Annotated in this window: 10 protein-coding genes and 2 pseudogenes; 6 read left to right on the top strand and 6 right to left on the bottom strand. The window is 65.9% G+C overall.

All coding sequences use genetic code 11. From position 1 onward, the window contains the following. The first annotated feature begins 1,157 nt into the window (after window positions 1-1,157). The 3 genes from OHA03_RS43350 (at window position 1,158) to OHA03_RS43340 (ending at window position 4,826) form a co-directional block, all read left to right on the top strand. Window positions 1,158-2,588, top strand: a complete 1,431-nt coding sequence (locus OHA03_RS43350) for a glycosyltransferase (protein WP_267009407.1) — start codon at window positions 1,158-1,160, stop codon at window positions 2,586-2,588. A 284-nt stretch (window positions 2,589-2,872) separates the two neighbouring features. Continuing rightward, complete coding sequence (locus tag OHA03_RS43345; protein ID WP_267009406.1) at window positions 2,873-4,303, top strand: cellulose binding domain-containing protein; 1,431 nt, start codon at window positions 2,873-2,875, stop codon at window positions 4,301-4,303. A 4-nt stretch (window positions 4,304-4,307) separates the two neighbouring features. After that, window positions 4,308-4,826 (top strand): HIT family protein, encoded by a 519-nt coding sequence (locus tag OHA03_RS43340; RefSeq protein WP_267009405.1) that lies wholly within the window; start codon window positions 4,308-4,310, stop codon window positions 4,824-4,826. A 64-nt stretch (window positions 4,827-4,890) separates the two neighbouring features. Here the strand turns inward: OHA03_RS43340 and OHA03_RS43335 are convergent, their stop codons facing one another. From OHA03_RS43335 to OHA03_RS43325, 3 genes and pseudogenes are all read right to left on the bottom strand, one after another. Further along, window positions 4,891-5,862 carry an IS3 family transposase gene (locus tag OHA03_RS43335; protein ID WP_267009404.1) on the bottom strand — a complete coding sequence of 324 codons (972 nt, stop codon included), beginning with the start codon at window positions 5,860-5,862 and terminating at the stop codon, window positions 4,891-4,893. After that, the gene (locus OHA03_RS43330) at window positions 5,838-6,143 is read right to left on the bottom strand and encodes a transposase (RefSeq protein WP_267009403.1); all 306 of its coding nucleotides are present in this window, start codon (window positions 6,141-6,143) and stop codon (window positions 5,838-5,840) included. Before OHA03_RS43330 ends, OHA03_RS43335 begins: the two co-directional genes overlap by 25 nt. A 48-nt stretch (window positions 6,144-6,191) precedes the next feature. After that, window positions 6,192-6,377 (bottom strand): annotated as a pseudogene (locus tag OHA03_RS43325) (hypothetical protein); the annotation flags it as partial. A gap of 564 nt (window positions 6,378-6,941) precedes the next feature. Between OHA03_RS43325 and OHA03_RS43320 the strand changes: the two are divergent. The 3 genes from OHA03_RS43320 (at window position 6,942) to OHA03_RS43310 (ending at window position 9,851) form a co-directional block, all read left to right on the top strand. After that, window positions 6,942-7,505 carry a DUF2243 domain-containing protein gene (locus OHA03_RS43320; RefSeq protein WP_267009402.1) on the top strand — a complete coding sequence of 188 codons (564 nt, stop codon included), beginning with the start codon at window positions 6,942-6,944 and terminating at the stop codon, window positions 7,503-7,505. After that, on the top strand, window positions 7,505-8,368 hold the full coding sequence (locus OHA03_RS43315; RefSeq protein WP_267009401.1) for a cytochrome c oxidase assembly protein: 864 nt from the start codon (window positions 7,505-7,507) through the stop codon (window positions 8,366-8,368). Before OHA03_RS43320 ends, OHA03_RS43315 begins: the two co-directional genes overlap by 1 nt. 202 nt (window positions 8,369-8,570) lie before the next feature. Beyond that, window positions 8,571-9,851, top strand: coding sequence for a PP2C family protein-serine/threonine phosphatase (locus OHA03_RS43310; RefSeq protein ID WP_267009400.1), 1,281 nt, complete (start codon window positions 8,571-8,573; stop codon window positions 9,849-9,851). 239 nt (window positions 9,852-10,090) lie between these two features. On the opposite strand, the gene OHA03_RS43305 is transcribed toward OHA03_RS43310, so the two are convergent. The 3 genes and pseudogenes from OHA03_RS43305 to OHA03_RS43290 form a co-directional block, all read right to left on the bottom strand. Further along, window positions 10,091-10,618 (bottom strand): hypothetical protein, encoded by a 528-nt coding sequence (locus OHA03_RS43305; RefSeq protein ID WP_267009399.1) that lies wholly within the window; start codon window positions 10,616-10,618, stop codon window positions 10,091-10,093. Window positions 10,619-11,612: 994 nt separating this feature from the next. Next, window positions 11,613-11,869 (bottom strand): annotated as a pseudogene (locus OHA03_RS43295) (CBS domain-containing protein); the annotation flags it as partial. 31 nt (window positions 11,870-11,900) lie between these two features. Next, complete coding sequence (locus OHA03_RS43290) at window positions 11,901-12,461, bottom strand: hemerythrin domain-containing protein (protein ID WP_267009398.1); 561 nt, start codon at window positions 12,459-12,461, stop codon at window positions 11,901-11,903. Window positions 12,462-12,526 lie beyond the last annotated feature (65 nt).

Genomic DNA, 12,526 nt, shown 5'->3' with positions numbered 1-12,526 from the left:
CACGATGTCCAGGTCTTCCATCCCGGCCCCCACCCCTTTGGACAGGCAAGTCAATGTTCGGCGGGACAACCTACCGATCACCAGGTTCGATGACATCGATCAGCCCTCACTGAGACCGGACACGTGCCGCCGTGTCTCCTCGACATTCACGAGCGGTTGACCACAAACTGCCTCCGCACCCCATCGATAAACGCTGTTCCTGGCGAAGAACGAATCCACCTGGCCCTACTCACGGGCAGTGACAGCGTTTGTCGTTGAGTTCGGGCAGCGGTTACCGATGAATCGGCTCATGTTTGTTCATGGGAAAGGACGACACTGTGGGGAGCTAGCTCGTAGCCCAACGTGTTCACTCACCATTCCACAGGTAGACCCTTCCGGGGTTCCCTTCGGCATGAGTAACCGCCAGGTCACATTAAGTGTTGACGTGGGATATCTCCCATAAGGAGTGTCGATAGCGTCAGAAAAAAATGTAGCCCCGCAAGTTGCGTCCTGCCGGGGCTTCTGATTGGCCATTAAAGTCACCGACCCCGTCACGAAGATCACCGGGACCATCTACGACAACCTCGGGCTTACACCACCGGCTGCACCGTCTACGACTCCCTGCTGCACACCCGGGAAACCCGGTCCACGGCCGGCGGCCGCCTCGTCGATCTGCCCCAGCACGACACGCGCGGCCTGGCCAGCTTCCCCCTGTCCGACATCTGGGACGCGACCAGCGCACCGTCCCGCGCCCCGGCAGCCATCCAGGGCGGCCAGTCTCCTTGCAGGTGGACACCACCTACAACGGCGCCGCTGCGCCTCGCCAGGCGCAGGCCAGGTGGACGCGATTTCCCATGCCTGTCGCGATCGATGTCGACGCTCAAAACAGACGATCACACATCGGTGAACGCGGAACTTCGCCCTCAGATACGGGGACGCAAGCTAGCGGAGCTCAAGGCGACAAGCCTTATACATTCACAACAAAAAAATCCTGCTCCCAGGGGGGCTCGAATAATCGCCCCGTGCCCGGGGCTACGGCGTGCTCAAGTCTGCTCGCGGGCACAGCGGAGGCATCATGTGTCACATGTCTCAGACAAAATGTCCCCATTTTGGACACATGAGTTCAATACTTATCCGGGTACGAGCAAATCGACGATGTCAGGGAGTCCTCACTCGTCATGCAGACCCTCATACACGCTTGGGACCAGATCTACGCGTCCTGGCACCAATTGCACTGGTACGGGGTGGCCGTCGGCTCTCTCCTCGGTATCAAGTTGCTCCTGTCCATCCGCCGACGCCGCAGCCCCGGGCTCACATTCAGGAAAACGAGCCATCGGCTCAACATTCACGGGGTCGTCACGGTGTACAACGAATCCCCCGCGATGCTGAGGCGCTGTCTGGAATCAATCCTCGCGCAGACACTGCCGCCTCAGTCTTTGACGGTCATCGACGACTGCTCCGCCGACCAGTCCGCCGCTGCCCTCATCGGGGAGATGCGCCCACAGTTCGACCGGGCAGGAATCCGTCTCGGCTTCATCCGGTTCCCCGACAACCGCGGCAAGCGCCACGGACTCGCCGCGGGCTTCCGTGAGGACCCGCTCGCCGACGCGTATCTGTGCATCGACTCCGACACGGTGCTCGACAAGCACGCCGTCGCCGAACTCGCCGAACCCTTCGGGGAGCGCCGCGTCCATTGCGTCACCGGGTTGGTCCTCGCCCACAACCGCGACACCAACCTCCTCACGCGCCTGATCGACATGCGGTACGTCAACGCCTTCCTCGGCGAACGGGTCGCCTACTCCCGTCTCGGTTCCGTCCTGTGCGCCTGTGGCTCCCTCGCGATGTACCGGGGATGGGTCATACGCAAGAATCTCGACGACTTCCTCGACCAGCGGTTCCTCGGTCGCCCCGCGACCTTCGGTGACGACCGGCGCCTCACGTACTACTGCCTCACCGAGGGCAAGTCCCTCATCCAGCCGTGCGCTGTCGGCTACACCGACGTCCCCGAACGACTCGGGCACTACATCCGCCAGCAGATCCGCTGGGGCAAGTCCTTCATCCGCGAAGGGTTCCTGCTCTTCGCCAAGTTCCGGCTGAGCCGTATGTACTGGTGGCTCAATCTGATCGAGCTCGTCACCTGGGTCGCCTTCACCGCGGCCATGATCACCGCCCTCGTGGCCATCGCGCTGCACCCGACCGGTTGGGCCCTGCTCGCCAGCTACATCGGCTACATGTGTGTCATGTCGTGGGTGCGCTCCATCCACTACCTGCGCGGCGCCGCCATGGTCGGGCTCGTCGACCGCGTGCTGACGTTCCTGGCCGCTCCGCTGTACGCGCTGCTCAACATCACGCTGCTGCTGCCGCTGCGCCTGTGGTCCCTGGCGACCCTGCGCCACACCAAATGGGGCACCCGCGCCAAGATCGAGGTCGGCGTGGACACCGAAGCTCCCGAGGACCGCGGCGGTGCTCCGGTCCCGTCCCTCGCAATCCCCCACCAGGCTTGGGAGGGCACCGCGAACTCACGGAGCGGACCCGCCTACGGCCCGGACGACGGGGTCGCACGGCCGGCCTTCGATTTTCCCGCCCCCCAGACGCAGGTCGTCCAGTAGGCACCGCTCGGTTCGGCGTCGAGGCCGTCCGAAGGCCGGCACATGCGGGAACCCGCGCAGCCGGCGACCCGCCACAGCGGTGCGACGGAGAGTGCCGCCGCTTCCCTTCCTGAGCGTTCAGTCCGGCGCGCTCACGAAGGGCGGCGTCGGCCTCCGCCACCGTCACCCGCGCCGGTCCCGGTACCGTCCCTCCACCTGCACTGGGAGCTTTTGTGGGCACTGCCCGCCCTACCGTCCGCCCTGTCCGTCCTGATGACCGCAGGCCTCGACGTCGTGCGTGGACCGTGTTCAAGACGCTGCTCCTGGTGATCGCCGTTGCCGCCGGTGGCCTCGCGCTCTATCCCGAGTGGCGTGCCGCGCATCAAGCGCCCCCGCAGCTCACCATCCGGTACAAGGCCGGGAGCCCTGCCACAGCCGCGGTGGCCCAGCCATGGCTGGAAGTTGTCAACACCTCCAAAAAGAGGGTGTTCCTGTCAGACGTGACGATTCGTTACTACTTCACCGGAGACGGGGCTTCCTCGTACGCGTTCAACTGCGTCCAGGCCGCTGTCGGCTGCTCGAATATCGCCGGGGAGACTGCTTCGCCGGCCGATCCCGGCACCACCGCCGACCGCTACCTCCAGATCAGCTTCACGACGGGTGCCGGCAGCCTGGCACCCGGCGCCAAAAGCGGAGCCATCGGACTGCAGCTGTATCGCCCCGACGGCAGGAAGCTGAACCAGCTGAACGACCGTTCATTCAATGCCGCTGACACCACCTTTCAGGCGTCGAGGACGGTGACCGCATACCTGCGCGGTGCGCATGTCTGGGGGGACGAGCCCACCGGCCGTACCGGCTCCACCGGCCCTACCGGATCCGAATCTACCGGCTCCACCCGCCACGCTGCTGCGTCCGCACCGGGCTCGTCCGTTCCCCGCCCGAGGCCTGCCCACCCGCGCGGGATCGTGTTCGACGACTTCCACTACAGCGGCCCCGACGATCCCGCACTCCACGCCCACGGCTGGCTGGTCCGTACCAGCCCGGGCGGTCCGGGGATCCACGACACATGGTCGGCCGCCGGCGTCAGTTTCCCGGCCGAGAAATCCGCTGTGGGCGGCCAGGTCATGCAACTGCGGGCCACCACCGACGGGACAAGGGCGAGCACCAAGCAGGCTGAGGTGCAGAGCAGCGGCACCGACTTCCTGACGGGGACCTACGCCGCCCGGATCTACTTCAACGACAAGCCCACGAGTGGTCGCAACGGCGACCACGTCAACGAGTCCTTCTACACGATCTCGCCCAACAACTCGCGCTACAGCGAACTCGACAACGAGTACATGCCGAACGGGGGCTGGGGTGCGCCGGGTCCCAAACTCGACACCACGAGCTGGTACAGCGCCGACACCGGGGACCGGGTCACACACAAACTGGTCTCCAGCCTTCAGGGCTGGCACACCATGGTGATAACGGCCATGCACGGCGTGGCCACCTACTCGGTGGACGGCCACAAGCTGTTCAGTAGCGGCGGCAAATACTTCCCACGCCAGAACATGTCCATCAACTTCAACACCTGGTTCGTGGACCTCCCCTTCACGGGTCCGCGCGCCTGGGACATGCAGGTCAACTGGTTCTACTACAACGCCGACAAGGCCCAGTCCCTGGCGGATGTACAGAAGTCTGTGAACGGCCTTTACGACAGCGGCACCCATTACGTCAACACCGTCTCCAAGCACTGAGCCTGTGGCATTGCGCGACTGCCCGGTCACTCCGAAGTCCTGTGTCATCCGGGCGAAGGAATTGGCTGGTGAGCACCGCCCGGTTCTGGCAACGTCAGGCCGTATGACCTGTGTGTTCTGCTGCTTGATCAGCGAAAACTCGGCTCGTTGGATATTCCGCGGCCCCACGGTAGCTGCCTTCGCTCCACTTGATCCACTCGCGCCGGGGCACGCCCTGGTGATTCCGACATCCCACTACGTGGACATCTTCGATACGCCGCCGGAGGTACTGGCCGAGACCATGGCGCTGGTCCAGCGCCTCTCCGGAGCCATGCGGACTGCATTGAAGGCTGGAGGCGTGAACATCCTCAGCGCCAGCGGCCCCGGCTCCGAGCAGTCGGTCCCTCATTTGCACTTCCACGTGGTTCCCCGGTGGGCTGATGACGGGTTCTCGACCTGGCCGACGGATCAGTCCCAACACCGGACGGCCGGCGATCCTGTCATCCAGCTCACCAACGCCATGGCAGCCGGTCACGCAGCCTGACGGTTCCACAGAAGTTGTGCCGGACCCGAGTTTTGTCAATCCCCAGCGAGTGTGGAGACTTCCTCTATGCGGCCAGCCCCGTGGTGAGGCCGGTCCGGTGCTCGCGTTCGTAGTCGATCGGGCTCTTGAAGCCGCAAATGCTGTGGAGCCGACGGGTGTTGTAGAAGTCGGCGATCCAGGTGGAAACCTTCATGCGGGCTTCGGCCCGGGTCGCGAAGGTGTGCCAGTGGACGTACTCGACCTTGAGCACGCTGTTGAACGCCTCGCTCACGGCGTTGTCGAAGCAAGATCCGACTCTGCCCATGGACTGGAAAACGCCCAGCTTGCGACAGGCCCGGCCGAACTTCCGAGACGTATATTCGGCGGATTCAACCGGTGTTGCGACGACCGGTTGAATCCGCCTTCCGAGCCGCGGTCGGTGTGGAACGCCTCGTACGTCCCCGCCGCGGGTGGCCCCTGCCATGTTCAGGGCGGCGACGACCAGGCAGGCATCATGCTGTGCGGCCATCGCGTAGCCAAGCAGGCGGCGTGAGAAGAGGTCGATGACGGTGGCGAGGTAGAGCTTGCCCTCGCCGGTGACGATCTCGGTCATGTCGCCGGCCCAGACGAGATCCGGCTCGTCGGCCGTGAAGTCCCGCCGCACGAAGTCCGGGGCGGCCGGCCGCTTGCCCTGCCTGGTCAGGCCCTTGCGGCGCTTCACCACACGGGCAACGAGGCCGAGTTCGGCCGTCAGCTTCGCGACGGTGTTCACCGAGATCCGCCAGCCCTTGCGAACCAGCAGGATGAAGATCTTCGGCAATCCGTAGGTGCCGCCGGAGTCCTTGAAGATATTTCTGACCTCCTCTTCAAGCTGTTGTCTGCGCAGCTCACGGCGGGTGGGCGGCCTCTCGCGCCACTTGTAGAACCACGACTCACTGACCCGCAAGGCCCGGCAGGCGGTGCGGTGTGGGATGTCGTACTCGGTCCTCTGGTCACCGATGAACGCGGCCAGCTCGGCCGGCGTCTTCTCGGCTACTTCGCCCAGAGGACCATGCATCGCTTGAGGACATCGCGCTCCATCTCAAGCTCCTTGATCCGCTTCAGCTTCTCGGCGTCCTGCCTGTGCAAACGCCGCAGTTCCTCACGCTCTGACTCGCTCAGCCCGCCCGATTTCGCGCTCTCGGACGCCTTCCTGGCTCTGCTCACCCACGTCCCCAAAGTCCCCTCGCCGACGCCCAGATCCCTCGCGACCTGCGCGATCGGTTTCCCCGTCTCCATCACGATCCGGACCGCACCCTCACGAAACTCCGGCTCGAACTTCCGACGCTGCTCTGCCATGACCCAACTTCCCCAGCAGTCACAGTCTTCACGCTACGAGGGGAGGGACAGCGCCAGTACGCCGCTGCCCGTGCAGAGGTCCAGCACATCCATGCCCGGCCCGATGCCCTCACGCTGCATTGCGGCAGCCAGCAAGGAACTGTCGGCCTGCGGGCGGTATACGCCGGGCAAACACAGAATTCTGCCGGGCCATGGCTGAACCTCAGCGGTCCTCCCTGCTGAAGTGCCTCGCATGCTCGTGCCACCGCCTTCGACAGAAAGCTCTCTCACCAGCTTCAGCCGATCCACGTCCGACTGCCACTCCTGCCCGCGGCATCCGGTCCCACCGCGCATCCGTCGCCGGAAGGTGGGTCCTTCCTCACGGCTGTCGCGATGGAAATCGCTGGCACGGCCGTCGCTACCCGCGTGATCACACGGCAGTACACGGAGCGGTTTCACGGAGACTCCGACCATCCTGCTCGATGGGCTCGACCCGTTTGCCGAACCTGGCAGCACTCCGGGACTGGCCTGCCGCGTCCACTGGACGCCCAGAGGTCTGGCCGGAGTTCCCACTCTCGACGAATCGGCCGGGCTCATGGCCGCCGCGGTCTTGACCGTGAGCGGCGCGACACGCCTTTTCCTTGTCGTCTTTGGCCTCGGTGGAAGTCTTCCACGGTGTACTGGGCCTGATGACTGCCAAGGCAGGTGAACGCCGTTCGGCGGCCTGCGAGGAATGAATTTCGTGATGGGTGGCGCGGAGCCGGGAACACGTGATGATTGCGGCTCAGTTTTCGCGCGTCCACGGAGAGGAGACGGACGATGGCCACCAGCACACGTGAGGTGCAGGCGGGCACCGCGCCCAGGAGCATTCAGTTACCGGGGATTGTGCTGGGGATGGGGCTAGGCGGGTTCGTCGACGGCATCCTGTTGCACCAGCTTCTTCAGTGGCACCACATGCTGACCAGCACCAACGACGACCGGATCGGGGTGAAGTACTACTCACCGAACACGGTGTCGGGGCTGGAAATGAACACCGTATGGGACGGCATCTTCCACGCGGTCTGCTGGGTGGCGGTCCTGCTGGGCCTGGCCATCCTGTACAAACGCGTGACCCGCGGCCGGCGAAGGGTGTGGGCCTCCCGTGTGCTGTGGGGGTGGATCCTCGCGGGCTGGGGGCTGTTCAACATCGTCGAGGGTCTCCTGGACCACCAGATCCTCGGCATCCACCACGTCCATGGCGGCCCCCACCAGATCTGGTGGGACATGGGCTTCCTCCTCCTGGGCGTCATCCTCCTCGTCGGCGGCTACCTCCTGCAGCGCAGCGGTCAGCCCTTCGACCCCGACGCCACCGACACCCCTGAGGGTGCCGGGCGGCGTGTCTGATGGGCGGCGGTGACATGCACCACGTGCATGGTCACGGCGGCCGCGGTGGGGGTGGCGGGGCGTGGGAGGTCCTGCTGCCCCTCGCGGCCGTGCTTCTGCTCGCTGGCACCTACCTCCTCCTCACCCACTGGGCGCGTGGGCGAAATCCCACGCAGGGGTGGAGGCGGTGGCGGGCGGGGAGCTTCCTGACCGGATGCGTCCTGCTCGGCGTAGCTCTACTCCCGCCCATGTCCACGTTCGCCCACGGAGACTTCCGCGGGCACATGGCGCAGCACCTGCTCATCGGCATGTACGCGCCCCTCTGCTTGGTTCTCGGCGCGCCGGGGACCCTGTTGTTGCGGACTCTGCCCGCTGCGCACGCCCGGCATCTGTCTGGCCTGCTGCGCAGCCCGCCCGTGCACATAGTGGGCCATCCGGTCTCCGCGCTGGTGCTGAGTACCGGAACTCTCGTGGTGCTGTATTTCACGCCGCTCTACAACGCAACGATGGATCGGCCGGGCCTGCACTGGCTCATGCACGCCCATTTCCTCCTGTCGGGCTGCCTGTTCGTTTACGTCATCGCCACCCCCGATCCGGCCCCCTTCCAACCCAGCGTGCCGGCCCGCCTGGTGACCCTCGGGGTCGCCATCGCCACGCACGCGACGATCTCCCAGCTCATGTACGGAGGATTCCTCATCGACGTGCACGCACCCATCAGCCAGGTGCAGGGCGGCGCGGAGATCATGTACTACGGCGGTGATATCGCTGAACTCCTGTTGGCAGCGGCCCTTATCGCGACCTGGCGGCCCTCGCGCCATCGCAGCACAGAGGCGAACGCCGGGCTCCGGCGATCGGAGAGGGGCTCCAGTGCGTACAGCCAGTGAAGGTGACGATGGTCGAGGGCCTTGACGAGCGTCGCGTTGCCGTCGCGGCGTGGGCTAGTCATGCGGCTCGGATGAGTCTGCGCGGTCGAACAGCAGGGCGCCGGAGCCGGAAAGGAGCTGGTGGTGCCGTCAGTAGCGCGGCTCTCTCTGCCGTTGAGAAGGGTATTCGTCGATGAACAGCGCGGAAGCGGCGCGTGCACGGGTGCTGACAGAGCTGATCGCTGCGAGTCATCTGATGACTTTGGAGCAGCTGCCCGGCACGGTGGCGTCGCACGCTGCCGGGGTGGGCTGGCCTCAGGTGCTGATCTATCTGGCAGATCTGCAACAGGATCGGCTGTACCTGCTGGCCGGCAACGTTGACCTCGGCCCCGGTGGCGCCGACGTACCGGCTGAGTTGTCCGTTGAAGGGACCGTGGCGGGGCGGGCCTTCCAACTGGGAAAGGCCTTTCCGGCCTCGGCTTCTGCGAAGGGCCAGTGGTGGGTCCCGCTGCTGAACGGCACCGAGCGTCTGGGGGTGCTCCGGGTCGGCGTGCCGGGCGCACAGGTCGAGGCGGATGAGGATCTGAACAGGCTCGCCGGATTGGTCGCCCTTCTTCTGGTGAGCAAGCGTGACACGAGCGACTCGTACTCCCGGTTGGTCCGCCGTCGGAGGTTGGAAGTAGCCGCCGAGATGGAATGGCAGCTGGTGCCGCCGCGAACTTTCGCCACCGACCGTGTCTTGATCAGTGCGATTATGGAACCGGCCTACCAAGTGAGCGGAGATGCTTTCGACTACGCCCTGACCGGGGAGACCGTGCATCTGTCTGTCTTCGACGCCATGGGACACGACACCGCCGCCGGATTGACCGCGAGCCTCGCGGTGGCGGTCGCTCGCAATCACCGCCGCCAGGGTTCTGACCTTCTGCAGACAGCGGAAGGCGTCGGTGAGGTCCTGACCGAGCAATTTGCGGGCAGCCGTTACGTCACGGGCATCTTGGCCGACCTTCACCTGGCCACCGGCGTACTGACCTGGACGAACTACGGCCACCACGTCCCGGTCGTCATCCGCGGCAACCGTACCCTCGTGCACCTGTCCTGCCCGCCCGCTCCCCCCATGGGAACCGGGCTGGACCGGCCCGGCACCCTACGCCGCGTCCAGCTGGAACCCAGGGACCGCCTGGTGCTCTACACCGACGGCATCACCGAAGCGCGCAACCGAGAAGGTCAGGAATTCGGCCTCAACGGCCTGACCGACTTCCTCATTCGTCACCACGCCGACGACCTCCCCGTCCCGGAAACCCTGCGCCGGCTGATCGGCCACCACCTGGATTACCACCACGGCCGCCTCAATGATGACGCCACCGTGATGCTCGTGGAGTGGTACGGCCCAACCCCCTACCGACCCAGCCAGCTGCAGGCACTCGCGGGCCTGCCCCCCTCCACCGCCCCGGAGACGATTGCCTCCGCATGGGCCGAACAGCCCGCTGACGACGACGGCGCCTGACTGACGGCGCCAGTACCCGTCTCCGAACCCAGCCGCCCGCCTACCCACAGGGACGAGATGGCCAGCGCTCAAAGGGAGGGAACCAAGCAGGCCAACGCGACAGCCGATGGCGCAGACCGCTGCTCCGGGCGCGGTGGGCGACGCACCCGCCGCCGAGTCTCCGCCACGGTCGTCTCGCCGCGCTCCTTGTCCCGTGGAAAGGGCGTGGTCCGCGAGGGCGTGGACGAGCGGCAGTGTCCTCAGCAGGCCAGGGCTGGGCCGAGGCGGAGCCGGTCGATGAGGCCGGCGTGATACAGAGCGGCTATCGGCTGCAGCAGCTCCGGGTGGCGCAGTAGGGGTGCAGCCGACATATCGTGGGCATCCGGCGCCGTCAGACGCCGGAATTCGACAGGCCCGACGGCAGTGTGCTCGCTGTGGGCAACGGCTTCCACCGCCTCCTTGGCCGCATTGGGGGCAGCGAGCAGGCAGGCTGCCCAGCTGGCGACGACCTCATCCACCCAGCTCCGCCAGGCCCAGTCCTCGGTGTCGGCTTCGTCGGGCACGTGCGCTCCGGCAATCCAGTCGAGCCGTGCGGATCCACCGGGGCCGGCCATCATCACCAAGGCTGCGTCCATGGCTGTCGGGTAACGCAGCCACGCGGCGACAGTGACGGCCTGGCGCGCCTGTGCCTCGGACAGAACAGCCGCGAACGCGCCGTCGGCGGCCGGGAAAGCGCGCGTCAGCCACTGCGTAGTGGCGGCGATGAGCGGGGAGAGATCTGCGGGCATCGAGGACTCCGATCGAGCGTGGATCGCGTGCGCACGCTACTGCCCGGCTGGGTGGGGATCGTATGACGCAAAGCACTCCCTGACCGTGGTGTTCGTCATGCGGTCCGCGTCTCGCTGCGACCGCAGCCCGGGATCTGGGGCCGGCCGCCGGACCACACACGAGCACAGAAGCGCGTCCGACCGCTGTCGGGGGCTTTGTCGCAGCGCGCGCCGAGTACTGCGAGCTTGCACCCCAGACATATGGCGAGGGCTTCGCCGTGTCCCCCAGATGCGGCGGGTGACCTCCTGCGCGACGCTGACCTCCCTCCCCCTGGACAGCCATGATCGTCAAGGTGGTGCATTAAAGGGGCCTGAAGTCCGAGCACGCCCACTGCGCCGGCTTTCTCTCGATCGGCTTGTGCGTCGCCTCTTGGTTCGGGTTCGGGTCGATGAAGGTCGAGCCCCTTGGGGTGGCTCGTGCTCGTGCGGACCGCTCGGGCATTTTCGTCGGCGGGTGGTCGTCGACGTTCTTCGCTACCGGCGTGGCCTTCGCGAACTACGAGCACGAGACCGAGCCGCCGACTCGGGCCTGAATGAAGCCAGGGTTACCAGCCGGGTCGCTCCGCTCCGTACGGGCCCGACCCCGGATGAGAAATGAACGATGGGTTCCCCGACAGGAGCGGAAAGGCCCGCGCTCGTGGCGAGGTTCTCCTGCAGATCGATAATGGTGGACCGCCATCGTGACGTCAGCCAGACGTCCAGTTCGGTCCCCTCGACCGGAGAACCGGTACGTACTGTGAGCCGGTAGCGGGGGCCGCCGCCGCGTCGTTCGCCTAATGGATGACGGGGCCGTCCGTTCTGATCTCAGGTTCCCCACGTGGTACGGGCCACCGATCGCGCGGGCTGCCAGCATGACCGGATTACTGACGTCGATGGAGGAACCACAAGCCGTCCTTGCCGTCCGGCAGGCGTGCATAAGTTCGCACATTGGTTTCGGTGAACGTCGAAACCGGGCCATGGTGCACATGATCTCGGCGGCGTCGTCGTCGGCGCCGATCGTTACGGCTTCACCCTGAGCTCACCCGCGTTGGTCGACGCGGGATCCTTGCCCGCTCCCAGGACCTTGATCACGATGTCACGATCGATGAGGACGCCCTTGAGCTTGTCGTCGGTGCCGCAGATCGGCAGCGCGCCGACGCCCATCTCGGGTATCTTCCGGGCCGCGAGGAGGACCTGCTCCTCCGCGCCGATACATTCCGCGCCCTCGGTCATAATTTCCCGTGCGGTAGGGCCTGTGAGGTGTTCAGCTCTTGCCGCGTCCGGTCAGCAAATCCCGGGCCCGGTCGACCAGCCCGACGCCGGGGCCGAGCAGCTTGTTGCCGGGCGGGGTGTCCGGAGCGGAGGGGTGCGGGCGCGTGGGCGCCATCTTCTTGGCCATGCGGACCTTGTCACCCAATTCGTCCAACGCTTCGGGCGTGCACGCCGCGGCGAGGAGGGGGAACAGCCTCTCCTCTTCATCGCGAACGTGCTCGCTCACCTCGAGCTTCAGCTTCGCCACCAGGTGGTCGAACTGCGGGTCATCCGCATCGAGACCCTCCAGCTCCTTGAGATGCCGTTCCACCGCTGCGTGATCGGCGAGTTCCTTGTCCGCGATCCCGTCCCCGCCCTCGACGTGCTCACGCACCGCCGGGTACAGGTACATCTCCTCAGCGACGGAGTGGCGCACCAGCTCCATGGTCACTTCATCGACCAGCTTCCGGCGCTGCTTGTCACCGACCGGCTGCGCCTCGATCCTCTCGAACAGGCCGTCGACCTCACGGTGGTCGGTGGTGAGTTCCGCGATCACATTCCCGCCGTGTCCCATAAAAATCCTTCCACTTGTAGGGCATGAGCCGAAGCCAGCTCACCGTTCCACACGCGTACCCCCGA

The sequence above is a fragment of the Streptomyces sp. NBC_00154 genome (genome assembly GCF_026342835.1).
Taxonomy (GTDB): Bacteria; Actinomycetota; Actinomycetes; order Streptomycetales; family Streptomycetaceae; genus Streptomyces.
Note: the sequence above shows the minus strand (reverse complement) of the source record. Positions and strands in the feature narration are given on the sequence as shown.